This is a genomic window from Flaviramulus multivorans (assembly GCF_021728415.1).
GTDB lineage: Bacteria > Bacteroidota > Bacteroidia > Flavobacteriales > Flavobacteriaceae > Sabulilitoribacter > Sabulilitoribacter multivorans.
This window is the reverse complement of sequence record NZ_JAKKDV010000002.1, coordinates 397,806-422,325: the sequence shown is the minus strand read 5'-3', so window position 1 is coordinate 422,325 and position 24,520 is coordinate 397,806. Positions and strand designations below refer to the sequence as shown.

General features: G+C 29.8%; 23 protein-coding genes. All 23 read left to right on the top strand.

What is annotated here, in order from left to right; translation table 11 throughout:
* The first annotated feature begins 21 nt into the window (after positions 1-21).
* The 23 genes from L3X39_RS06730 (at position 22) to L3X39_RS06620 (ending at position 24,502) form a co-directional block, all read left to right on the top strand.
* A complete protein-coding gene (locus L3X39_RS06730; protein WP_237231010.1) occupies positions 22-894 on the top strand; it encodes an ABC transporter permease in 873 nt (290 codons plus the stop codon).
* Positions 894-2,162, top strand: a complete 1,269-nt coding sequence (locus L3X39_RS06725; protein ID WP_237231009.1) for an ABC transporter ATP-binding protein — start codon at positions 894-896, stop codon at positions 2,160-2,162. The genes L3X39_RS06730 and L3X39_RS06725 overlap by 1 nt, the downstream gene beginning before the upstream one ends.
* The gene (locus L3X39_RS06720; protein ID WP_237231008.1) at positions 2,144-3,043 is read left to right on the top strand and encodes a methyltransferase domain-containing protein; all 900 of its coding nucleotides are present in this window, start codon (positions 2,144-2,146) and stop codon (positions 3,041-3,043) included. Before L3X39_RS06725 ends, L3X39_RS06720 begins: the two co-directional genes overlap by 19 nt.
* On the top strand, positions 3,044-3,901 hold the full coding sequence (locus tag L3X39_RS06715; protein WP_237231007.1) for a class I SAM-dependent methyltransferase: 858 nt from the start codon (positions 3,044-3,046) through the stop codon (positions 3,899-3,901).
* Complete coding sequence (locus L3X39_RS06710; RefSeq protein ID WP_237231006.1) at positions 3,898-4,791, top strand: NAD-dependent epimerase/dehydratase family protein; 894 nt, start codon at positions 3,898-3,900, stop codon at positions 4,789-4,791. Before L3X39_RS06715 ends, L3X39_RS06710 begins: the two co-directional genes overlap by 4 nt.
* Positions 4,770-5,921, top strand: a complete 1,152-nt coding sequence (locus L3X39_RS06705; protein WP_237231005.1) for a glycosyltransferase family 4 protein — start codon at positions 4,770-4,772, stop codon at positions 5,919-5,921. Before L3X39_RS06710 ends, L3X39_RS06705 begins: the two co-directional genes overlap by 22 nt.
* A 17-nt stretch (positions 5,922-5,938) precedes the next feature.
* On the top strand, positions 5,939-6,727 hold the full coding sequence (locus L3X39_RS06700) for a glycosyltransferase family 2 protein (RefSeq protein ID WP_237231004.1): 789 nt from the start codon (positions 5,939-5,941) through the stop codon (positions 6,725-6,727).
* Between the two features lie 28 nt (positions 6,728-6,755).
* Positions 6,756-7,703, top strand: coding sequence for a glycosyltransferase family 2 protein (locus tag L3X39_RS06695; protein WP_237231003.1), 948 nt, complete (start codon positions 6,756-6,758; stop codon positions 7,701-7,703).
* A gap of 9 nt (positions 7,704-7,712) precedes the next feature.
* Positions 7,713-9,260, top strand: a complete 1,548-nt coding sequence (locus L3X39_RS06690) for a DapH/DapD/GlmU-related protein (protein WP_237231002.1) — start codon at positions 7,713-7,715, stop codon at positions 9,258-9,260.
* 3 nt (positions 9,261-9,263) lie between these two features.
* Positions 9,264-10,046: a glycosyltransferase family 2 protein gene (locus tag L3X39_RS06685; protein ID WP_237231001.1), complete on the top strand. Its 783-nt coding sequence runs from the start codon at positions 9,264-9,266 to the stop codon at positions 10,044-10,046.
* A 3-nt stretch (positions 10,047-10,049) separates the two neighbouring features.
* Complete coding sequence (locus tag L3X39_RS06680) at positions 10,050-10,886, top strand: glycosyltransferase family 2 protein (protein WP_237231000.1); 837 nt, start codon at positions 10,050-10,052, stop codon at positions 10,884-10,886.
* Positions 10,887-10,911: 25 nt separating this feature from the next.
* Entirely contained in the window at positions 10,912-11,691 is a 780-nt protein-coding gene (locus L3X39_RS06675) for a glycosyltransferase family 2 protein (RefSeq protein WP_237230999.1), read from the top strand.
* A gap of 18 nt (positions 11,692-11,709) precedes the next feature.
* Positions 11,710-12,768: an acyltransferase family protein gene (locus tag L3X39_RS06670; RefSeq protein WP_237230998.1), complete on the top strand. Its 1,059-nt coding sequence runs from the start codon at positions 11,710-11,712 to the stop codon at positions 12,766-12,768.
* 4 nt (positions 12,769-12,772) lie between these two features.
* Positions 12,773-13,843, top strand: coding sequence for a glycosyltransferase family 2 protein (locus L3X39_RS06665; RefSeq protein ID WP_262910966.1), 1,071 nt, complete (start codon positions 12,773-12,775; stop codon positions 13,841-13,843).
* A complete protein-coding gene (locus L3X39_RS06660; RefSeq protein ID WP_237230996.1) occupies positions 13,843-14,991 on the top strand; it encodes a glycosyltransferase family 4 protein in 1,149 nt (382 codons plus the stop codon). The genes L3X39_RS06665 and L3X39_RS06660 overlap by 1 nt, the downstream gene beginning before the upstream one ends.
* A gap of 145 nt (positions 14,992-15,136) precedes the next feature.
* Positions 15,137-16,477, top strand: coding sequence for a hypothetical protein (locus L3X39_RS06655; protein WP_237230995.1), 1,341 nt, complete (start codon positions 15,137-15,139; stop codon positions 16,475-16,477).
* An 88-nt stretch (positions 16,478-16,565) separates the two neighbouring features.
* Positions 16,566-17,720 carry an acylneuraminate cytidylyltransferase gene (locus tag L3X39_RS06650; protein ID WP_237230994.1) on the top strand — a complete coding sequence of 385 codons (1,155 nt, stop codon included), beginning with the start codon at positions 16,566-16,568 and terminating at the stop codon, positions 17,718-17,720.
* A gap of 15 nt (positions 17,721-17,735) precedes the next feature.
* The gene (locus tag L3X39_RS06645; RefSeq protein WP_237230993.1) at positions 17,736-18,611 is read left to right on the top strand and encodes an N-acetylneuraminate synthase family protein; all 876 of its coding nucleotides are present in this window, start codon (positions 17,736-17,738) and stop codon (positions 18,609-18,611) included.
* A 2-nt stretch (positions 18,612-18,613) separates the two neighbouring features.
* Entirely contained in the window at positions 18,614-19,441 is an 828-nt protein-coding gene (locus tag L3X39_RS06640; protein ID WP_237230992.1) for a polysaccharide pyruvyl transferase family protein, read from the top strand.
* On the top strand, positions 19,442-20,836 hold the full coding sequence (locus L3X39_RS06635) for a glycosyltransferase family protein (protein ID WP_237230991.1): 1,395 nt from the start codon (positions 19,442-19,444) through the stop codon (positions 20,834-20,836).
* Positions 20,833-21,981, top strand: coding sequence for a glycosyltransferase family 4 protein (locus L3X39_RS06630; RefSeq protein WP_237230990.1), 1,149 nt, complete (start codon positions 20,833-20,835; stop codon positions 21,979-21,981). Before L3X39_RS06635 ends, L3X39_RS06630 begins: the two co-directional genes overlap by 4 nt.
* A complete protein-coding gene (locus L3X39_RS06625; RefSeq protein ID WP_237230989.1) occupies positions 21,978-23,513 on the top strand; it encodes a glycosyltransferase family 2 protein in 1,536 nt (511 codons plus the stop codon). Before L3X39_RS06630 ends, L3X39_RS06625 begins: the two co-directional genes overlap by 4 nt.
* Positions 23,510-24,502, top strand: a complete 993-nt coding sequence (locus L3X39_RS06620; RefSeq protein WP_262910965.1) for a glycosyltransferase family 2 protein — start codon at positions 23,510-23,512, stop codon at positions 24,500-24,502. The genes L3X39_RS06625 and L3X39_RS06620 overlap by 4 nt, the downstream gene beginning before the upstream one ends.
* Positions 24,503-24,520: the final 18 nt, after the last annotated feature.

Sequence of the window (24,520 nt, the reverse complement as noted above, 5' to 3'; positions counted from 1 at the left end):
TAAAACAATTGCATAATTATTTTGGATAGTAATAAAGAGCATTGGTTATACACAATTTCACCGAACCAAAAGATAATAGACCTAAATCTTAAGGAGATATGGAGGTATAAAGATTTGCTTTTGCTGTTTGTTAAGCGTAATGTTATTACTGTTTACAAGCAAACAATACTAGGTCCTCTTTGGTATTTTATACAACCTCTTTTTACTTCGGTAATTTTTACGTTGATTTTTAATAATATGGCTAATATTCCAACGGGGAAAGGTGTGCCAGCATTCTTGTTTAATTTAGCAGGAATTACAGCATGGAATTACTTTAGAGAATGTTTAACAGGAACGAGTGACACATTCAAACAAAATCAAGGCATTTTTGGAAAAGTGTACTTTCCTAGAGTTATTGTACCTATATCAATAGTTATTACAAATTTAGTTAAATATGGTATACAACTTTTAGTCTTTATAGGGTTTTATATTTATTATGTTTTTTTTACTGACGTAGCTTTTAATGTAACCCCTCAAAAAGATATAATCTTTTTACCAATATTAGTGGTATTAATGGGTGTTTTAGGTTTGGGAATGGGAATGGTTATTACATCAATGACAACAAAATATAGAGATTTAAAATTTTTGATAACTTTTGGAGTACAATTATTAATGTATGGATCTGCTGTTATGTACCCGTTGTCATATTTTAAAGAAAAACTACCAAATATATCGTGGATTGTAGAGTATAACCCCATGACAACGATAATTGAAGCCTTTAGGTTTATAACTTTAGGAGTTGGAGACTATTCAATTAATAAAATAATTTATGCAAGCTTAGTAAGCCTTGTAGTTTTTTTATTTGGACTTATTATTTTCAATAAAACGGAAAAAAGTTTTATAGATACTATTTAATGAAAAAGGATATCATTTTAAAAGTAGAAAACTTATCTAAGCAATATAGATTAGGTCTAGTTGGTACAGGTAGTATTGGACATGATTTAAATAGATGGTGGAGTAAAGTGAGAGGAAAAGAAGACCCTTATTTGAAAATTGGAGAAAGTAATGATAGAAGCACTAAAGGAGATTCTGATTATGTATGGGCATTAAAAGATATAAACTTTGAAGTTAATCGTGGTGAGGTCTTAGGTATAATTGGTAAAAATGGCGCAGGTAAATCTACGTTATTAAAAATACTTTCTAGAGTAACAGCTCCTACAACAGGTGAAATAAAAACAAAAGGAAGGATAGCATCATTATTGGAAGTTGGAACGGGGTTTCATCCTGAAATGACTGGAAGGGAAAATATTTTTTTAAATGGTGCTATATTAGGGATGACCAAAAAGGAAATTCAGTCTAAATTAAATGAAATTGTAGAATTTTCTGGTTGTGAGCGTTATATTGACACACCCGTTAAGCGTTATTCTTCTGGTATGACTGTTCGTTTGGCTTTTGCAGTTGCCGCTCATTTAGATCCTGATATTTTGGTTATTGATGAAGTACTAGCCGTAGGAGATGCCGAGTTTCAAAAAAAGGCTATAGGTAAAATGCAAGACATTAGTAATGCTGATGGAAGAACCGTTTTATTTGTGAGTCATAACATGGCAGCAGTAAAAAGCTTATGCTCAAGAGCTATTGTTTTACAGCATGGTGAAACAGTTTTTGAAGGCGAAACTAATAAAGCGGTCGATTTTTATTTGAAGAGCGATGTCGCAAACGAGTCTGCACATTATATTAATAAACTCTATAGCGAACAATCGGATATTTTAGAGGTGTCAGTTAGAGATAAGAATAATAGTGTAAGCGGCATTTTTGGTTTTGATAATCAAATAAGTTTGAATGTAAAAATTAGAACTAATAAAAAGCATTTATCAGTTGGTGTACTAGGTTTTAGAGTTATAGACCAATTAGAAAGAGCCATTTTTACTTCAGAAATTCAACTTAAAGACTTTATAAAATTTGAGGGTGAATATAGTTTTAATATTGAGTTACCTTTTAAAACATTGGTGCCTAATGATTATAAAGTTCATGTTGCATTTCATATACCAAATCAGGAAATTATAAGGAATTTAGAAAATATTGTGGGTTTTAATATAGAGGAGACGGGCTCTGGTTTCCACAAGTATTCTGGTAAGGATTATGGATGTGTGGTTTTAGATAATAAATGGAGTTTGAAGAAATGATTAAAACATTTAAAAATATAATTAAACGCAATTTTTTAAAAAATCCGAATATTAAAAAATCAGATAGTATTAAGAAATATTTGAAAAATGGCAGGATTCCTTGGTCAAAAGGATATCATCAGTACAAAGAAGAGTTTATTACTGCGGCAATAAATAATCACGAATTACTTGAACAAATTAAAAGTAAAAGTTCGTTAAATGATTATGGTTATAGATTAGACGAAAGGGTTATTGAATATCCTTGGATATTTTCAAAAATAAATACGGAGAATCAAAAGATTCTAGATGCAGGTTCTACTTTCAATTTCAATTTTATTATTAATCATCTAAGTATAAAAAGTAAAGATCTAACCATTTTTACATTCGCACCTGAAGCAAATAACTTTTGTGACAAAAAGGTTTCTTATGTATACGGTGATTTAAGAATATTACCATTTAAAGATGAATTATTTGATGTTGTAGTATCGCAGTCTACAATTGAGCATATTGATATGGATAATTCAATTTATGGTTATGATATAACACATAACAAAGACAGTAGTAGAAAGTCTTATGAATATTTAAAGGCTGTACAAGAAATGATTAGAGTATTAAAAAGTAACGGAAATTTATTACTTACCTTTCCTTTTGGGAAGTTTGAAAATCATGGTTTTTTTCAGCAATTTGATAGTCAAATGTTGGAAAGAATTATAAAGTTATTGGAACCTTTTGGGACTTATGATGAAACATTTTTTCAATATAAAAATGATAGTTGGAATTTTTCAAATAAAGAAGATTTAAAAGATGTTGTATCGCATAATCCACATACAGGAAAAGGAAAGCTAGATGATGGAGCAGCTCATTGCAGAAGTATTGTTTGTTTACATTTTATTAAAAATTAAATGACTTGGGAAGAAACTATAATTAAAATAAGACAAGATGAAGATTATAGCCAATTAGTCGAGCAAGCTTATTTTGATGAAAATTTGAAACTAAACGTAGAACGATTCTCAAAGAGCGAAGAATTTGAGGAGACACTAAAAATAGTAAAATCTTATGCTCCTAATGCTAAATCTATTTTGGATGTTGGCTGTGGTAATGGAATAAGCGCTATAAATTTTGCATTAAACAAATATCAAGTAACAGCTGTTGAGCCAGATTCGAGTAATACAGTTGGAGCGGGAGCAATAAAAGCACTTAAGGCTATTTATAAACTGGATAATATTGAAGTTTTTGAAGCTTACGCAGAAGACCTTAACTTAAAATCCAATACTTTTGATGTTGTGTATGTAAGACAAGCCATGCATCATGCCAATAATTTGGAAAAATTTGTTCTAGAATGTATAAGAGTTTTAAAACCAAATGGGCTATTTATAACAGTTAGAGACCATGTAATTTATGATTCGAATGACAAAGAATGGTTTTTAAAATCGCACCCTTTGCATAAATTTTACGGTGGCGAAAATGCCTATAAAGCGAGCGAATATAGAAATGCTATTAATAAAGCTGGAGCAACAATTTTGAAGCAATACAAATATTATGATAGTATAATAAACTATTTTCCAAAAAGTGTTGAAGAAATTGAAATGATGGAAAAAGAAAATATTTTGAAACAAAAAAAACGATTAAAAAGCAAAGTGGGAATCATTTCAAATTTTCCATTAGTATGGAGTTTATATAAATTGATAAAAGGTTACAATCCTTTAAATGAAAAAGAAGTTCCGGGTAGAATGTATTCTTATTTAGCTAAAAAACAATGAAGATATTAATTATAGGTTCAAAAGGGTTTATTGGATCACATTGTTACGACCATTTTAAAAAAGAACATGAGGTTTGGCAGTGCGATGTGGTAACGGATTATGTTTCGAATAATTATTATTTAGTTGATGCTACTAACGCTGACTTTAATTGGATTTTTGAAAGCAATAAATTTGACATCTGTATTAATTGCTCAGGAGCAGCTAGTGTACCAAATTCTATAAAGAATCCCCAAAGAGATTTTACTTTAAATGTTATAAACGTATATAAGCAGTTAGATGCCATAAGAAAGTATAACCCAAATTGTAGATACCTTAATTTTTCTAGTGCTGCTGTTTATGGCAACCCAGAGAGTTTACCTATACACGAAATTGCTAAAACTAATCCTATTTCTCCCTACGGCTATCATAAAAAAATGGCAGAGGATATTTGTCATGCATTTTATTCAAATTATGGAGTATTAAGTTGTTCTCTGAGGGTTTTTTCGGCATATGGTGTAGGATTACAGAAGCAGCTATTCTGGGATTTAAATCAAAAAACTTTAAAAACTAATAAAGTAGAATTATTTGGTACCGGTAAAGAATCAAGAGATTTTATTCATATAGCAGATGTCTTACAAGCTATAGATTGTGTTATTTTAAAGTCTGATTTTAAAGCTGATGTTATAAATATAGCTTCTGGAAAGGAACTTTTTATAAATGATGTTGTAAAAATATTTTATGCTTTTTTAGACAAAGAAATTAACTACAAATTTTTAGGAAAAGAACGTTTAGGAGATCCCTCTAATTGGAAAGCCGATATTTCAAAAATTGAAAGCTATGGATTTAAACCAAAAGTTGATATTTATGAAGGACTAAAAGGATATGTAAAATGGCTGAACGAAAGCGCATAGGATTTAGATTTTCATATAACGAAAATTGGATTGCTGGAAGCTACTATATTCTTAATATTATTCACGCATTAAATACTCTAGAGGACGAAAAAAAACCTAAAGTCGTTATACTTTCTGAAACTATTGAAAATTTTAACATAGTAAAAAATGAAACTAACTATCCATTTTTAGAGTATTTTATATTTCCATTTCCTAAATTAAAATATAATTTATTACAGAGAGCAATTAATAAATTAAGCAGAGTTGTTTTTAGAAAAAACCTCATTACTAAACTACACAAGCAACCCAATATAGATTTTTTATATCCTAATCATATTGATGCCATTAATGTTCCTAAGTTAAAAAAGGTTAATTGGGTTCCAGATTTTCAAGAAGAGCATTTACCACAATTTTTCTCAAAAAAAGAAATAGAAAGACGTAAACATATTCAAAAGGAAATTTATTGTAATGGAGATATTGTTGTACTGAGTAGTCTGGATGCTGAAAAAGATTTTAAAAGATTATACCCAAGGTCAAAAGCAAAAACTTTTGTGCTTAATTTTGCAGTTACACACCCTAATTTCAACCATATAGATTCTAAAAAGTTGCTTAATAAGTATAATCTCAATGATCCCTTTTTCTTTTCGCCAAATCAGTTCTGGGCACATAAAAACCATATGGTTATATTGAAAGCGATTAAAAAAATAAAAGACAATAACCGTAATATATTGGTTTTATTTTCAGGGAAGGAAAGCGATTTTAGAAATTCAGAAAATTTCAACCTTATAAAAAGCTATATTGCTGAAAATCAGCTTGAAAATTATGTAAAACTTTTGGGTTTTATTGATAGAGAAGAACAACTTTGCTTAATGAGTAAAGCCATTGCAATTATTCAACCTTCTTTGTTTGAAGGGTGGAGTACGGTAGTAGAAGATGCGAAAGCATTAAATAAGTTTATTATTCTTTCTAACTTAGCTGTTCATTTGGAACAAATTAATAAAAACGTTCATTTTTTTAGTCCAAATAATCATGAAGAGTTAGGACAGATTTTGGATAAATACAATAAAGAGTATCCAGAAACTTCAGAGTTTAATTATAAAGAAAGCATATATAAGTTTGCTGAAAAGTTTATGGATTTAACATCAAAATAATATAGGTATATCAAAAAATGCTAGATGACCATTTAATATCAATTATCACTGTTAATTATAATAACAAATTAGGTTTGGAAAGAACCTTAAAAAGTGTTCAGAGTCAAACCTATACCAATTTTGAGCATATCGTAGTTGATGGCGAATCTACTGATGGAAGCAAAGAAATAATTGAATCAAACAAACAGTATTTCACCTATTGGGTTAGTGAGCCGGATAAAGGTATTTACAATGCAATGAATAAAGGAATAAAAGCGGCTAAGGGCGATTATTTATTTTTTCTTAATAGTGGCGATGATTTTTTAGGAACTGATTCCTTAGAGAACATAAGTACTCACTTGAAAACATATGATTTTATATATTTTAATATCAATGTTAAAGATGGAAATAATAGTTATGTAAAAAAGTGTCCCAGTACAATGAGTTTTTCATTTTTACATAACGATACCATCCCGCATCAATCCATTTTTATAAAAAAGAGTTTGTTTAAACACGTGGGAAATTATGATGAAAATTTAAAAATCGTATCAGATTGGAAATTTTTAATCCTGGCACTAATAAAACATAATGCAACTTACAAACACATTGATGCAGTTTTTACAAATTTTTACAGAGGAGGAATAAGTTCTTTGGAAGCAAATAAAGTTCTGGTAAATAAGGAACGCGAGCAGGTTTTAAAGCAAGAGTTTTCAGTTATTTTAAACGATTTAAATGAAAATCTTAAACTACAAAGAACGTTAAGAACATTAAGAAAATCTAGAAAAATAAAACTATTAATTAGATTGGGATTAATAAATAAATTTTAAGTAATAAGTCCCATTATTATAACAAAAAATGGAGTTTTTTGTATCTGTAATTATTCCGGTTTATAATGGTGAGCATTTTATTGAAAAGGCTGTTGTTACTGCATTGGAACAGCCTGAAGTAAGTGAGGTTATTGTTGTAAACGATGGTAGTACAGATAACACATTACAAGTTGTTGAAAAACTTAGAATTCAAGAACAAAGAGTTCAAATTTTCCATCATAATAACAACCAAAATAAAGGTCGACCTGCTAGCAGAAACTTAGGATTAAAAAAGGCAACGAATAACTTTATTGCGTTTTTAGATGCTGATGATTTTTACCTAGAAAATAGGTTTGAAAACGATAAGAAAATTTTTAAAGAATACCCCAATACGGATGGCGTGTACAATGCTATCGGAGCTCATTTTTACAGAGATGCCGAACCTTTGGAAATTGAAAAATTGAAACTAACTACTGTCACAAGCAAAATAAGACCAGAAGATCTTTTTGAGACTTTGCTTTACTATAAAAAAGGCCATTTTTCAATTGATGGATTAACTGTAAAAAAATCAATTTTTAATGAAACAGGATATTTTGATGAATCTTTAAAAGTTTCAGAAGACACTCATTTAATTCTAAAAATGGCACTAAAATGTCAATTGCACGTAGGAATTATTGATAGGCCTGTCGCTATGAGAGGCGTTCATCAATCTAATGTTTTTAATAACGAAGGGCTTTATGAAGAAAATAAAATTAGAGTATATGAGTCGCTAGTATTTTGGGCTTCTAAAAGTAAAGTTGATTTAGATAAAATAGACCATTTGTTAAACATTTTATGGATTTTTAAGTTTCGAAGAAACGAGAGTATTTTAAAGAATGTTGGCTATTGGCTTTTACTTAATATGAAGTCACCCAGACTATTGTTGACAAAACTGAGTATAAAATACTTCCCAGTGGTTAGGCTTAGAAAGAAACTTTTCCCATTTTTGTATAAATAACTGTATTCTATGAGTCTTTCGCCTATTGTGCTTTTTGCTTATAACCGACCAATGCATACCAAAAAAGTATTAGATGCTTTGGCAATAAACCCAGAGGCGAAAGAAAGCGAATTATATATTTTTTGTGATGGACCAAAATTGAAAATCAGTTCGGATGGCTTGAATAATATTAATGAGGTAGTAAACATAGCTAAGAGTGAGAATAGATTTAAAAATGTCTATGTCCGCATAAATAAAAAAAATAAAGGTTTAGCAAAATCTATAATTGAAGGTGTAACAGAAGTAGTTGAAAAATATGGTCGTATTATTGTTTTAGAAGATGATATTGAAGTATCGTCTGGATTTTTAAAGTTTATGAATGATGCCTTAAAGCTCTATGAAAGTAATGATAATATAATGCACATTTCTGGCTATATGTATCCACATAAAGAAGACCTTCCAGAAACCTTATTTTTTAATGTACCACTTTGCTGGGGTTGGGCAACGTGGAGTAATTCATGGCAGCGTTTTTCTGAAGATTCAATATATCTTTGGAATGAATTAAAGCACAAAAAGAAATTTAAAGATTTTGATAAATTTGGTGGTGATTATTTAAGTAGTCAATTAGCTCATAATATCACAGGTAAACTGAATACATGGTTTGTTAAATGGCATGCATCAGTCATGTTACAGAAAGGTTATACCTTATTCCCAAGAAAATCTATGGTTCAGAATATTGGGTTTGATAACTCAGGAGTTCATAACGGAATCCAAACGGAATTTCACATTAGTAGTTTAGCTAAAACCATAAATGTAGAACCAATTAATTTAGTTGAATCCGAGAAAGTACAATTGATTGTAAAGGATTTTTATAAACAGATTAAGGAAAATCAATCAAAAATCAGTTTTAAAACAATAATTAAAAATAAGGTTAGAAGTATGATGTTTTCGGTCTTTCCTGAGTTAAAGAAAGTCTTAAAATACAATCAACAAATAGTAAAAACCAAAACCTATTTAGGTAAAAACACCAAAATTTATCCGCCTTCAAGGTTATCAAACACTATAATTGGTAATTATACGTACATTTCGGAAAATTCAGTTATCAATAATACTATCATTGGAAAATTTTGTTCAGTAGGGGCAAATTTTATGGCAGGTAGAGGTGTACACCCTACAATAGGTATCTCAACACATCCTATGTTTTATTCAACAGCTAAACAAAACGGTACAACTTTAAGCCTTAACAATAGAATAGAAGAATTTGAACCAATAACCATTGGGAATGATGTTTTTATAGGAATGAATGTTACTATCTTGGATGGTGTGACCATTGGAGATGGTGCTATAATAGGAGCGGGAGCAGTAGTTTCTAAAGATATCCCGCCATATGCCATAGCAGTGGGAAACCCAATAAAAATATTAAAATATAGGTTTAATCAGGATACTATAGATAAGCTATTAAAACTCAAATGGTGGAATTTTAATGATGAAAGCTTATCACTTATTGAAAAACATTTTTTTAAAGTTGAAGAGTTTATAAGTGCTATTAAAGAAGAAGAAAATAAAGAAACATTATAATTTTTGAAACATAAAATTTCTATTATAACAGTAAACTATAATAACCTTGAAGGTCTGAAAAAGACTATTGAAAGTGTTAAAAGTCAAACCTATCAAAGTTTTGAATATATTGTTATTGATGGATGTTCAAACGATGGTAGTTCAGAGTTTTTAGAAAAAAACAAGGAGTTATTTGACTATTGGATTAGTGAACCAGATAACGGGGTTTACCAAGCCATGAATAAAGGTTTAAAAAAAGCTACTGGTGAATATTTGCTGTTTTTAAACAGTGGCGACCATTTTATAAGTAATAAAGTACTAGAGGAAAATTATAGAGAATTAATTGATGCGTCTATCATTTATTTTAATCTTCAAGTAGTAGAGAATGAAAAAACATTCATAAAGGAATATCCTAGTACATTATCATTTTCATATTTTGTAAGCGACACACTTCCACATCCAGCTACTTTTATAAAAAAAGAAGTTTTTTCAAATACCCATTTATACAGAGAAGACTTTAAAATTGTTTCGGATTGGAAATTTTTCATGGATGCTATCTGTAAATATAATGTTACTTACAAGCACATTAATAAACCACTTTCTACATTTTACATTGGAGGGATGAGTTCAAATCCTGAAAATAGAATTTTTAAGCAAAATGAAAAAAATATAGTTTTAAAAGAAGAATACACAGCTTATATTCAAGATTTAGATGATGTTATTGCTTTTAGGAATACCTTGAATAATCTTAAATCATCGAGAATTATAAAGATTTTAGTTAAACTTGGGTTTTTAAACAAATTTTAAAAGATGAGCAAATTGGTTTCTATAATAGTTCCTTGTTATAATCAAGCACATTTTTTAAGCGATGCTCTACAATCCGTTTTAAATCAAATTTATGTTAATTGGGAATGCATTATTGTAAATGATGGTAGTCCTGATAACACTGAACAAGTAGCAAATGAATGGTGTAAAAAAGATAAAAGATTTAAATACATATCTAAAAATAATGGTGGGCTCTCAAGTGCAAGAAATGCTGGGATAAAATCTTGTGATGGTGAATTCATTTTGCCCTTAGATTCGGACGATATTATTGATAGTAAGTTTTTAGAAATATTAGTTCCACATTTAGTAAACGATAATAGTTTAGCTATTGTAAGTTGTTATACTAAGTTCTTTAGCAAAAAAACATCAAACGTAATACATGAGTTAAAACCCAAGGGAGATTCATTCCGTAACCTACTTTTTGAGAATAATTTAATTGCAACATCGCTTTATAGAAAATCATGTTGGGAGGAAGTTGGTGGTTATGATGAAAATATGAAGAATGGATTTGAAGATTGGGAATTTTGGATTGCCATTACAAAATCTGGCTGGAAGTATAAAGTCGTTGAAGATTTTTTGTTTTTTTACAGAAAGTCCAAAAAATCAATGCTCATAGATACTTTAGAAAATCATAGAATTTCTAACATGGAATATGTTTTTGAAAAGCATAAAGACCTTTATAAAGAAAACTATGATAATACCCTCAAGTACCTATTTTTTTTAATAAATATGTATAGAAATACTAACTTGAAAATCGAAAATTCAAGCACCTATAAAATAACTAAAATACTGAGTAAACCTTTTAAAATATTTAAAAAATAACTTAAAATAATTACAAAAAGCATTTATGATTTCAGTTGTTATCAGGAATAAAAATCAAGACAAAGCATTAGGTTTTTTGCTTAAAAACTTAACTGAAAGATATGCTGATGATATAGGTGAAATTGTAGTAATAGATAATTTATCATCTGATAAAAGCGAAGAAGTTTCGGCTAACTATGGTGCTAAATTTGTTACGATAAAGGATTTTAGTTATGGTGGTAGCGCCAATTTTGCTACACGACAAACTCGGTTTCCAATTGTTGTTATGTTTAGCGCACACTCTTTTCCTGTAAGCCACGATTTTTTTAAGCTTATTAAGTTGAAGTTTGATGAGAATCCAAATTTGGCAGGACTAAGATGCTTGCATAATCCCAATGATTATAGAAATTTTATAAATAAGATATCAGCCAAAGAAGATCCTAACAAGTCTGGATTAATTTTTTCAGGGTCAGCTTTTAGTAAGCAAGTTTGGGAGAAACATCCTTTTAGAGAAGATGTTGCTACTTTTGAAGATAAAGAGTGGACTACTCGTGTATTAACGGCAGGCTATGATATTGATTTTGCGGAGTCTATATTTTGCTATCAAATAAACAGAAACAAAAAACAATTGTTTTTTAGATTTAAAAATGATTTGATTGGTAACTATCAATTGTGGCATGAAGATGTTAATTTTTTTAGTGCTTCTAAAGGGTTTATAATGTCATCGATAAGGTTGGTTAAATCTTTTTTTGTTGACTTTTGGTATATTATACTGAGATACCTTCATACTATCAAGTTTTTATTTAACAAACCAAAGAAATTTTGAAGCTTCGGATCTTAAAAAATGACTAAAAGAAATAATTTTGATTTTTTAAGATTTCTATTTGCCATTTTCGTGGTTATATCACATTCTTACCCACTGTCAGGTAGCGATGAATCATCGCAATGGATTTATCAAATTACCAATGGACAAATAGTATTGGCTAGATTAGGGTTAGATGGGTTCTTTATTATTAGTGGATTTTTTATTTATCAAAGTCTCCAACGTAGTAGTGGTTTACTTAACTATTATAAAAAAAGGTTTCTTAGGCTTTTTCCAGCACTTTTTATAGTCCTTTTATTAACTATTATTTTGGTGCCATTTGTTTATTATGGTGATATTCCATTTTGGAAAAATCCACAAGTCCTTTCATATGTACCAAACAACCTTTCATTATATAATTTCCAACCTGTAATAAATGGTGTTTTTGATAATAACCCCTACCATTCAATAAATGGCTCATTATGGACCATTAGATATGAGTTTTCTTTATATATAGGATTGTCGTTATTATATTTCTTTCGAAATAATAAGGTATTGAAAAGATTGTTACTCTCGTTTTGTCTGGCAATTTTATTATTTATATATAATTTTTTCTTATCAAGATTTGCAGGATCTTCCGTTTTTGGAATGTTAGGTTATGAAATACTTGATCTAGGAACTTTCTTTGTTTGCGGAAGTTTATTGGCAGCTTTTGAATTTGAAAAAGTAAATAAAAAATGGGTTTTATGGGTGATTATTTTATTAGCTATTGTTTCAATACATTTTAATTTTTACTCTAACGTCAAGCATATTGTACTACCTATGATTATTTTAATGGTTGGGTTTATGCCACTTCCTTTTTTTAGTACTTTTGGTAAAATAGGTGATATGTCTTACGGAATTTATATATACAGTTTTCCAATACAACAAACGCTGGTATATTTCTTTAAATTGAATGTTTATCAATTAATATTTTGGTCCCTTTTACTTTCAATTTTATTTGGTTATTTATCATGGCATTTAATTGAGAAAAAAGCATTAAAATATAAAAGAAAACCAATCTTTAAAATAGATAATATTTTTAAATCATTGAAAAACTAATTTTTTGATAACGATTACTTTAACATACCGAGATAGAGATTTAAGCATTGTAAAAAAGTGCTTAAACTCATTGAAACATCAAAATTTAAAGGATTTTAAGGTTGTTTTAGTTGATTATGGAAGTAAGACAAGTTTTTCAAATGGGCTTGTGGATTTGGTTAAAAATTATTCCTTTGTTAAACTAATACAGTGTCCAGTTCAAGGACAGTTATGGAATAAATGCAGGGCAATAAATATTGCCTTAAAGCAGTGTGAGACACCTTATTTTTTAGTTGGAGATATTGATTTAATTTTTCACCCAGACTTTGTTCAAATTGCCAGTAAACTAGCTTCTAATAAGGTAACTTATTTTAAGTATAGCTTTTTATCGAACGAAGAGTCGTTAAAAGATGCATCATATCATGATTATAAGATTGATTTTGAGGGAGGAAAAGAAATAACAGGCACAACGTTGTTCCCAGTTGAAGCCTTAAAAAAGGTGAACGGGTATGATGAGTTTTACCATGGCTGGGGTGCAGAAGACACTGATATTCATATGCGTTTAAAAGCTTCTGGAATAGATGTGAATTTTTATGATAAAGAGATATTACTAAAGCATCAATGGCATCCAAAAGCTTATAGAAGTAAGAATAGTTCAAGCCCTTTTCATTCAAACTTAGAGCGAGTAAACCACAATTACATGTACACAAGCATAAGCAACAAAGTTATTGTTGCAAATTATGATTACGATTGGGGCGTACTTCCTAATAATGAAGGTTATTTAAAACTTTCCGATAACCCAGATATAGAAATTAATATTCAGCCTATTGACTTTCACTTTTCTGCATTATTAGCAAGTTTCAAAAACTTAAATAATAAGGTTGTTAAAGCAAATATATATCCAGTAGGAATTAAGCAAAGATTAGTTCAAAAGATAAAAAAGCTATTAAAAAGGAAGTACTTCAATTATTTAGAATTAGAAACTATTAACAACCTATTGTTAGAAGAAATAATTAAAAACTACAGAAATAAACCTTACACTTATAATTTTGATAGAAAAAAAGGGGTTATTAATTTAACAATTTACTTTAACTAATGAAGATATTATTAGTTTCCATGCCTTCATTACATTTTTTTAGGTGGACAGAGCAATTAGAAAATTCTGGTCATGATGTATATTGGTTCGACATTGTTGATGGCAATACAACTTCAAGATTGCCTTGGGTAAAAAAAATAAATGGGTGGAGACTTAAATACCCAAATTTTAAAGGACGCTATTTTATTAAAAACCGACTACCTTTTTTGTATAAGTTATTCAAACCTTTAGTTGAGCGAAAGGTTGAAACTGAGTTTGAAAAAGTGTTATTACAAGTGCAACCAGATATTGTGCACAGTTTTGTGCTGTATATTTCTTGTACGCCGATTTTCCCAGTAATGCTTAAATATAAAAAGCAAAAGTGGGTGTATTCTTCATGGGGAAGTGACTTATATTTTTTTCAGAATCAGACAACATATTTGAATGACATTAAAAGAGTATTACCTAGAGTTGATTTTTTATTTACCGATTGTCAAAGAGACATCAAATTAGCAAAACAGTATGGTTTTGGCGGTGATGTTCTAGGAGTTTTTCCTGGCGGAGGAGGATTTAATTATAACGATACTAATAAGTTTATAAGACCAGTTTTTGAAAGAAAATTAATTTTAGTAAAAGGTTATCAAGGTCGATCAGGACGTGCCATAGCAGTCCTAAAAGCACTGCAAAAAATATCGTCAAATCTTAAACCTTATAAAATTGTTGTTTTTGGTGCCGATGATGAGGTTGAATTGTTCATAAATAAAAATTCAATAGGTATTGAATTAGATATTGAGTGTTTATCGAGGCAAAACTTCCTACCACATAAACGTATTCTAGAATTTATGGGAAGTGCATTAATTTATATTGGTAATAGCAATTCTGACGGAATGCCCAATACCCTACTGGAAGCCATTGCACAAGGAACTTTTCCTATTCAATCAAATCCTGGAGGTGCAACCGAGGAAGTTATAACTCATGGAGAAAATGGGTTGATAATTCAAGACTGTAATGATTCACAAGAAATAATATTGCATATCAAAACAGCACTTAATAATTCTGATTTAATAGAAAGGGCTTTTAGATTTAATCAAAATAAGATAAAGCCCAAATACGAAAGAGGTTTAGTCCAATCACAAGTTTTACAAGCCTATAACACTACTATCAAATAGTATATCATAAATGTTTACTCAGCAAACCATAAAGGATACAATTTTAAGCTTTGAAGAAAAATTTCCAGTAGATACTTGGGTTGTTAATGGAGTCCACATTTGGCCGTATGTGAGAATAAAAATTTATATACATGCCTTGATATTAATGAACAAAAATGAATCACCTCAAACTGAAAACCCTCCTTTTAATCAAAATTTCAGCAAAAAATCATTAAAAAAGCTAAGTAAGGTATTTTTGGTTTTTAAGGCTTTAATTAATCTTAATGCATTCTTTTTTAACTTAAAAAAAAGGCAAATAATTTTTTTCGGATCTCATATTCATCGCGTATTATATAATGGAAAATACTTTAATCGATTTTATGATTCCATGATAGACTATCATAATTTACAGAATGATGTTTATATGATGGAGTATCAAAAAATTTATGACGCTTCATATAATAAGAAAGCAATTATACCCTTAAGTAAATATTTAAATTACCATAAATTATTAGCTAAATTACTGAATAGGTTTAAAAAAGAAATCAATGTTTTAAACTTAAATAATTATGATGCTTTTTATAAAGAGTTAAGTAATTACAATTTTAATGTAACGGCCTTAGGGGTTTCAGAAAAAGAAATTATTGACTGGACTAATAGGTTAAAATTAACAAGCAGTTTTTTTGAAAAATTCTTCAAAAAAGTTAACCCTAAAAAAGTAGTTTTTCTTGGTTATTATGGGTTAGATGATATATATTCTGCTTTATTAGTCGCAAACAATCTTAATATTGAAACTATTGATTTCCAACATGGTCCTCAAACCAATGTGCATTTAGCATTTGCACACTGGAATAAGTTGCCAATAAAGGGGTTTAACACCATGCCTAAAACTTTTTGGAATTGGGATAATGAGTCAAAAAATAGTATAGATAAATGGGCAAATAATACAAACACTATAAAATCAAAAGTTGCTGGGCAGCCATACGTAGCGTATTGGACGAGCAAGTTTAATGATAGTAATGAGAACAAAAAGCAATATGTTTTTTACAGTTTACAAACATCACCATTTAGTATTGAAGACTTATTAACACCAAAAATTGTTAAGTTAATACAGGAGAACAATTACCATTGGATTTTAAGATTACACCCAAGAAACAATTTAAATTTAGATACGTTAGATAGGTTTTTGGTAAAAAATAATTTAAATGAAAAGTGTATAGTACAAGATGCTATTTCTTCACCGCTACCTGAAGTTTTAAACAGTTCAATGGCACATATAACTAATTATTCTGGATGTTTAATTGAAGCTAGATTACTAAACGTTCCCACAATATTAATTAATATTGCCGGTAAAGAAATGTTTAATCAATATATTGATGATAAACTTGTTTTCTATATAGAGCAAGATGATGAAGACTTTATAAAAAAGACGGAATCAAAGTTAGAAGCGTTTAGTAAATTAAGTTTTAAAACAAAAAAGACAAGTGTGTATAATCCACTAAAATAGTCACTAAAATTATTGTTTACAAGTAGGTTTTTATCTAAACACCCTAAAAAAAAGTGTATTTTAGCGATAGATTGCAAAATTAATTTAAATGAAAAAAATAGGCTTTATCCCATTAAGAAAAGGATCAAAAGGTATTCCAAATAAAAATAAGCGCAAAATGGTTGGAAGACCATTATTTACTTGGGTTTTAGGAGAGGCTATTTTTTCTAATTTAGACGAGGTTATTGTTTATACTGATGACGAAAGTATTATTGATTTTATAAAGAAGGAATATGATTGGACAAATAAGGTTAACGCAATACTAAGAAGCGAAGAAAGTGCCAGTGATACAGCTTCAACGGAATATGCTATTTTAGAATTTTGCGAATCTATAAACTATAATTTTGATGTGTTTTGCTTATTACAAGCAACATCTCCTTTTACTCAAAGTAACGATATAAATACCTGCTTGGAAAAACTTAGTGGTGATAATGACTCTGCATTGACAGTCGTTAATACACATCGATTTTTATGGAATAAAGATGGAAAGCCAATAAATTATAATCCTTTTGAGCGACCACGACGACAAGATTTTGAAGGCTTATTGATTGAAAATGGAGCAGTTTATACCACCACTAAAAAAGCATTACAAGAAAATAAAAATCGAATTGGGAATAATGTGGCTGTAGTTAAAATGCAAGAAGAGTCTTTACATGAAATTGACTCGGAATCAGATTGGATTGTTGTAGAAAACTTGCTAATTGAAAGACAAAAAAGAAGTAAAAAGTCAGACAAAATAACACATTTAGTATTAGATGTTGATGGCGTTTTTACGGATGGTACGATTACTTACACTAAAGATGGAGAGCATACTAAAAGTTTTGATATGCGTGATGGAATGGGACTTGAAATTTTAAGGCAGTACAATGTTGAGGTTATGGTAATGACTTCTGAAGACTCAGAACTTGTTGCAAAACGCATGGAAAAATTAAAAATCAAGCACGTTTTTTTAGGTGTAAAAGATAAGTTCTCGTTATTGAAAATGGTAGCAAAAAAAGAAAATATCAGTTTATCTAATGTCGCATATATTGGTGATGATGTAAACGATTTAACAAATATTTGCAGCGTTGGCTGGTCGTTAACGCCCAATAATGCAACTGATGTTGTGAAGCAACATGCTGATATCGTACTATCTAAAAATTCTGGTGCAGGAGCAATAAGAGAAGCTTGCCAGTTTGTAATGAATTATAACAAAAGATTTTAATAAGCCCAAAATCTAATGAATACATATAAAAAACCTTATATCATAGCAGAAATTGGTTGCAACCATAAAGGAGATATGGAAATAGCCAAAGAACTCATTAAGGTTGCAAAAATATTTTGCAACGTAGATGCAGTAAAATTTCAAAAGAGAAATAATAAGGAACTTTTAACCGAAGAGCAATATAATCAACCCCATCCTAATCCTGCAAATTCTTATGGAAACACATATGGTGAGCACAGGGAGTATTTAGAGTTTGATGTTAATCAGCACGAAGCGTTAAAAGCTTATTGTGAAGAAATAGGTATAACTTATTCAACGTCTGTTTGGGATTTAACTTCAGCAAAAGAAATAGCCTCATTAAAACCAGAATTTATTAAAATTCCTTCGGCTTGCAATAATAATGTTGTTATGTTAGAATGGTTATGTAATAACTACGATGGTGAATTACATATTTCAACAGGAATGACAACCAAAGATGAGATTGAAGACTTGGTAAATCTTTTTAAAAGGCACAATCGAAATAAAGATTTGGTGCTTTACAATTGCACGTCTGGGTATCCTGTTCCTTTTGAAGATGTATGCTTATTAGATATCAATTTATTAATTGAAAAATATCAAAATGAGGTTAAGCATATTGGTTTTTCAGGGCACCATTTAGGAATAGCTGTTGATGTTGCAGCTTATACTTTAGGGGCTAATATTATTGAAAGACATTATACCATTGATAGAACATGGAAAGGAACAGACCATGCAGCTTCTTTAGAACCCATGGGTTTAAGAAAATTATCAAGAGATGTAAATGCCGTCTATAAAGCTTTACAATTCAAAAATCAGGATATTTTACCTATAGAACAAGTGCAACGCGATAAGTTGAAAAACCAAAAAGTATAATCATGTTTTCATCCAAAAAAATTAGATTATTTTGGTGGAATGAAATTAAGATACAAGGGAAAACCAAAGAAAATTATGGTGATTTGCTTGGGAAATATCTTGTTGAAAAAATATCGGATAGAAAAGTTGTTTTTGGATGGCCAAAGAAGTTTTCATTTTACGATTTTTTTGCACCAATCTACGTCACGGTAGGGAGTATTTTAGCAAACGTAAATAATAAATGTATTGTTTGGGGTAGTGGTATTGTTTCAAAAGATTACCCTATTAAGGAGGCTAAATTTTTAGCAGTTAGAGGCCCACAAACAAGGGTGTTTTTGTTAAATCTGGGGTATGAAGTTCCAGAAATATACGGAGATCCTGCGCTATTATTACCAAAATATTACCATCCCAAAATAAGTAAAGAATACAAAATTGGAATAATACCTCATTATAATGATTTTAAAAAAGTAAAAGACTTTTATGAAAACGAAGATTCCATTTTACTAATCGATTTGATGACAAATAATGTAGAAAAAACCACAAACGACATTCTAAAATGCGAAAAAATAGTGTCGTCTTCATTACACGGTATTATAGTGGCACATGCATATGGTATTCCAGCAATTTGGCAAAAATTTTCTGATGATGTTTTTGGAGATGATATTAAATATCAAGATTATTTCGAATCTGTTCAAATTCCTTCATACAAATCTGACATTAAAAATTCTAAGATGAGTTTAAATGATTTGCAATGTCTTTTTGATGGTAAAGAAACACTTCCAAAACCAGAGGTAATTGAAGGGATATGTTCTAATTTAATGGCAGTTTGCCCATTTAAAAGTGAAAAGTAAATGAAGAAAAAAGTGTTTGTTTTTTTTCCAGATGGTGTTGGTTTAAGAAATTTTGCCTTTACAAATTTCAAAGAAATTGGAGAAAAAATGGATTTTGAAATTCATTATTGGAATAATACAATTTTCTCACTAAAAGATAATTTGGGATTTAAGGAAGTTGTTATTGGAGATCATACGGTACATAAATTATTACCTATTTATTCACGAGCAAGAAAACGTGCAGAGTTGAACATTTCTCGAGATAAATTCAAGGATAATGTTTACCCTACTTATAAATTCCCATTCAACTATAAAGGCTTAAAAAATATATTTAAAAGCCTTTATACCAAGTGGCTAATTGGCCTGTATTCTTCCGAAAAAGGTGTTGTAAAACTTAGACATAAAATAAATAGTTTAGAGCGCTCTACTTCAAAATACAAGTATTGTAAATCTCAATTGGAGAAACATAAACCCGATTTGGTTTTTTGCACTACACAGCGGGCAACACAATCTATAAGTGCTTTATTGGCAGCTAAAGATTTAGGAATACCAACAGTAGCGTTTGTATATTCGTGGGATAATGTACCTAAAGCGATGCAAGTAGTTGAAACCGATTATTACTTTGTATGGAGTGATTTAATGAAACAACAGGTTTTACAATATTATCCATTTGTTAAAAATGAACAAGTCATTGTTACAGGAACACCCCAATTTGAGCCTCATTACGATGTTTCTTTACAACAAACACGTGAAGCCTTTTTTAAAGAACATAATTTAGATATTAATAAAAGATACATTTGTTATTCAGGCGATGATGAAACAACTTCACCGTTAGATCAATATTATTTAGAAGATTTAGCCAATGCGGTTAGGAGTTTAAATACCAAAGGCGAAAATTTAGGAATCATTTACAGAAAATGTCCAGTAGATTTTACTTCAAGATATGATGCAGTAGTTGAAGCTAATAAAGATATTATAGCCGTTTTAGATCCTATTTGGAAGCAAGTTGGTAGTCAATGGAATCATGTGTTACCAACTCCAGAAGATTTCAAGATGCTTTATAACGTTTGTGAACATAGTGAGTTTGTAACTAATGTATGCTCTTCAACAGTTTTTGATTTTGTTGCTCATAATAAACCATGTATTTATTATAATTATGAACAGCCACAGCTAAAAAAAGGTATTCGAGATATTGGCCAAAATTATAAATATGTTCATTTTAGAAGTATGCCTAGTCAAGAGGCAGCAATATTTTGTAGAGATAAAAATGATTTGGAAAGTTTAGTAAAACAGATTTTAGATGGAGAACTTTCTAACGTTGAGGAATGTAAAAAATGGTACAAAATTGTAGTTGGCGAAACACCAACCAAAGCCTCAGAGAATATTTGGAATGCCATTCATACCATATTAAAATGAAAATAGGGTTCATTACATCGGAGTATCCACACCCCAGTGTTAAACATGCTGCGGGAATTGGCACCAGCATTAAAAACTTGGCAGTTAATTTAGTAAAAAAAGGGGTTAAGGTTACCGTATTTGTATATCACCAAAATGAAAATAATATTGTTGAAGATGAAGGAGTAACGATTCATTTAATTGCTAAAAAAAACTATAAATTCTTCACTTGGTATTATTATAGGTTACGATTGCAAAAGTATATAAATGAGGTAGTCAAAAAGGATAAAATTAATATCCTTGAAGCTGCTGATTGGACGGGAATTACAGCTTTCATGCGTTTCAATTTGCCTTTGGTGATTCGATTTCATGGAAGCGACGCCTATTTCTGTAAGTTGGAAAACAGAAGGCAGAAGTTTAAGAATTTTGTGTTTGAAAAATTGGCTTTAAAAAAGGCAGTGGCTTATATAGCTCCAACAAGTTATGCTGGGTTTGAAACACAAAGAATTTTTGGATTAGACAAGAAAAAAATAAAAACTATCCATTATGGTCTTCAATTAGAAAACTTTGTAAATAATACACCTAATGAATATGATAGAAATACGATTCTCTATATAGGAACAATCATTAGAAAAAAAGGTGTTTTTGAATTAGCAGAAATTTTTAATAGGGTTATAAGAAGTAATCCTGATGCAAAATTAATTTTGATTGGTAATGATTCGTCCGACATTAAAACAGGAGAACCATCTACCTACAAATTGGTTGAACAAATTTTTTCTGATGAAGCACATAAGCATGTTAATTATTTAGGTAAAATACCGTATTTAGAAGTGCAAGAACATATTAAAAATGCTCATGTTTGTGTATTCCCATCATTTGCAGAAACTTTAGGAATGGTAACTATTGAATCTATGGCGCTTCAAAAACCTGTTGTAAATACAAGTATTGGTTGGGCACAAGAAATAATAGATGATGGCAAAGACGGTTTTTTAGTGCATCCAACTGAAATTGAATTGTATGCAAGTCGTATTGTGGAACTTTTAAATGACGATGTTTTGTGTTTGAAGTTAGGAAAAGCGGCAAGAAATAAAGTTGAAAATCGGTTTGATATCAATAAGAATGCTGACATTAATATAGAATACTATAAATCTGTTTTAAACACATGATTCTTTTAACACACAAGGGCGAAGAAGTTTTTGAGATTATTGATTTAGAAACCAATCAAATAGTATTTAATACCATAAAAAACCCTATAAAAGCAATGTTTATCATTGCAAATAAGTATAAGGAAAGAATTTTAGTTTGGTGTCACTATTCACTAAAAGAGCATTTAAATATAGACGGCATTAAGGAGTCATTTCAACTAAAAAACACCATGCTTTCTTATTGCGAAGATCAGTATTTACCGAAGCAAATAGGCTATGTAGAAGACTCACCATTTTTAAAGGTGAATAAATTCGTAAAATACCCAACATGGTTAATGAGTAGTCAAGTTGGTGCTATTTATGGTTCGGAACTATTAAAGTTTGAAAATAAAATAAAACTGAGCGGTTCTTTTGATTTTGTTCTTAACTCCATTGCAAAATTGGGAATGCCAAAAGGGTTGTTTTGCTATTCAGAGCCTAAAATATTAATTCAATCAAATAAGTTAACAGAGGAACACAAAGCTTCAACTTTCCAATTGTTTAAGTTTGTTAAATTGCATTATAAAAGCGTTTGGGTTTTGTTATTACTAATTAGTTATATAATTTATGAACGAAAGTTTCCAATCTTACCATTCATTAATAGCTTATTCTATAAAAAAATAAAAACTAATTTTAGTTTAGACCTCGAATCAATTTCTAATAGTGAAATAGATAAAAATAAAACGGTAGATGTAATTATTCCAACTTTAGGTAGAAAGCAACACGTGTGTAATTTTTTAATTGATCTAACCAATCAAACGCTTCTACCAAATCAAGTTATTATTATTGAGCAAAATCAGGATCAGAATAGTAAATCTGAATTAGATTTCATCTCGAATAAAACATGGCCATTTAAAATCATTCACAAATTTACACACACGACAGGGGCTTGTAATGCGAGAAATTTAGCTTTGAAAAAGGTAACTTCAAAGTATGTTTTTCTCGCTGATGACGATATTAGAATACAACCCAACCATATCGAATATACCATCAACAAAATGTTAGAATACCAATTAGCTGCCGTAACTTTAAGTTGTTTGCAAAAAAAAGATATAAAAACGCATTTAAACCAAATGCAATGGAGCACTTTTGGTTCAGGATGTAGTGTTGTAAAATCGATTTGCTTGAAAGGTTTAACGTTCGATATGAATTATGAATTTAGTTTTGGTGAGGATTCCGATTTTGGAATGCAATTACGCAATAATGGAGTTGATGTAATATATTTACCAGAGCCAGAAATTGAGCATGTTAAAGCACCAATAGGTGGTTTTAGAACATCTTTTGAGCATATTTGGACATTGAAAGGTGATAAACCAAAGCCTTCACCAGCAATAACATATTATAAGTTAAAGCATCAAACCACAAAACAGTTAAAAGGCTATAAACTTGTTCTGTTTTTGAAGTTTTATAAGGCTCAATCTATAAAAAACCCTTTCAAATACTATAAAACATTTAAAAAACAATGGCAACAAAGTATTTATTGGGCAAATCAAATGAAGAATAATTTAGTATGAATTTCTCCTTAATAGTATGTACATACATGAGGCCGAAGGCTTTACAATCACTGTTAGATTCAGTAGTAATTCAAACGCTATATCCTAATGAAATTATAATAGTCGATGGTTCAACAAATAATGCTTCTTCAAAGCTTTTAGAAAACTCAAATTACAAGAATTTAAAGTACACTTTAGTAGATGATTTGCATCGTGGGTTAACAAAGCAAAGAAACTACGGGATTAAAATGGTTAATAACAATACTGAAATTATTTGCTTTTTAGATGATGATATAATTTTAGAAGAAAATTATTTTGAAAACTTACTAAGTACATATAAAACACAAAAGGATGCGCTTGCAGTTGGCGGTTATATTAAAAATGAAGTCTATTGGGAAAAAGCTGCTTCCCCTAAAAACAGTAACAAATTCTATTTTGATGGATGGATGCGTAACGAGCCTTCACGTTTTAAATTAAGAAGGAAATTTGGTTTGTTACCTGATACTCCGCCTGGGTTTTTGCCAACATTTGCACATGGTAGGTCTATTGGGTTTTTACCACCTTCGGGTAAAACTTATGAGGTTGAACAAATTATGGGTGGTGTTTCCAGTTATAAAAAAGAAGTTTTTGATAGATTATCATTTTCAACATATTTTGAAGGTTACGGACTTTATGAAGATACCGATTTTAGTTTGCGACTTGCAAAAATTGGCAAGTTATATGTAAACACTTCAGCGCAATTATCCCACTATCATAATGAAGAAGGAAGACCAAATAAATTTAAATATGGTAAAATGGTGATAAGAAACGGATGGTATGTATGGCGCGTTAAATATCCAAAACCGAATATTAAGTCAAAATTTAAATGGCATGCAACGGCTTTTTTATTAACGGTTATTCGTTTAAGTAACACTATTACGGATAAACATAAAAAACAAGCATTTACAGAAAGTTTAGGCCGGATAGTTGGTTGGTTTTCCCTTATATTTAACAAGCCAAAAATTAATTAATGCGTACGATTTCTATAC

Coding starts and splice junctions, on each gene's coding strand:
- L3X39_RS06660 (WP_237230996.1), top strand. CDS start 13,843: ATGAAGATATTATTAGTTTCCATGCCTTCATTACATTTTTTTAGGTGG.
- L3X39_RS06725 (WP_237231009.1), top strand. CDS start 894: ATGAAAAAGGATATCATTTTAAAAGTAGAAAACTTATCTAAGCAATAT.
- L3X39_RS06655 (WP_237230995.1), top strand. CDS start 15,137: ATGAACAAAAATGAATCACCTCAAACTGAAAACCCTCCTTTTAATCAA.
- L3X39_RS06715 (WP_237231007.1), top strand. CDS start 3,044: ATGACTTGGGAAGAAACTATAATTAAAATAAGACAAGATGAAGATTAT.
- L3X39_RS06720 (WP_237231008.1), top strand. CDS start 2,144: ATGGAGTTTGAAGAAATGATTAAAACATTTAAAAATATAATTAAACGC.
- L3X39_RS06635 (WP_237230991.1), top strand. CDS start 19,442: ATGAAGAAAAAAGTGTTTGTTTTTTTTCCAGATGGTGTTGGTTTAAGA.
- L3X39_RS06680 (WP_237231000.1), top strand. CDS start 10,050: ATGAGCAAATTGGTTTCTATAATAGTTCCTTGTTATAATCAAGCACAT.
- L3X39_RS06640 (WP_237230992.1), top strand. CDS start 18,614: ATGTTTTCATCCAAAAAAATTAGATTATTTTGGTGGAATGAAATTAAG.
- L3X39_RS06705 (WP_237231005.1), top strand. CDS start 4,770: ATGGCTGAACGAAAGCGCATAGGATTTAGATTTTCATATAACGAAAAT.
- L3X39_RS06650 (WP_237230994.1), top strand. CDS start 16,566: ATGAAAAAAATAGGCTTTATCCCATTAAGAAAAGGATCAAAAGGTATT.
- L3X39_RS06700 (WP_237231004.1), top strand. CDS start 5,939: ATGCTAGATGACCATTTAATATCAATTATCACTGTTAATTATAATAAC.
- L3X39_RS06625 (WP_237230989.1), top strand. CDS start 21,978: ATGATTCTTTTAACACACAAGGGCGAAGAAGTTTTTGAGATTATTGAT.
- L3X39_RS06675 (WP_237230999.1), top strand. CDS start 10,912: ATGATTTCAGTTGTTATCAGGAATAAAAATCAAGACAAAGCATTAGGT.
- L3X39_RS06645 (WP_237230993.1), top strand. CDS start 17,736: ATGAATACATATAAAAAACCTTATATCATAGCAGAAATTGGTTGCAAC.
- L3X39_RS06630 (WP_237230990.1), top strand. CDS start 20,833: ATGAAAATAGGGTTCATTACATCGGAGTATCCACACCCCAGTGTTAAA.
- L3X39_RS06695 (WP_237231003.1), top strand. CDS start 6,756: ATGGAGTTTTTTGTATCTGTAATTATTCCGGTTTATAATGGTGAGCAT.
- L3X39_RS06710 (WP_237231006.1), top strand. CDS start 3,898: ATGAAGATATTAATTATAGGTTCAAAAGGGTTTATTGGATCACATTGT.
- L3X39_RS06620 (WP_262910965.1), top strand. CDS start 23,510: ATGAATTTCTCCTTAATAGTATGTACATACATGAGGCCGAAGGCTTTA.
- L3X39_RS06670 (WP_237230998.1), top strand. CDS start 11,710: ATGACTAAAAGAAATAATTTTGATTTTTTAAGATTTCTATTTGCCATT.
- L3X39_RS06690 (WP_237231002.1), top strand. CDS start 7,713: ATGAGTCTTTCGCCTATTGTGCTTTTTGCTTATAACCGACCAATGCAT.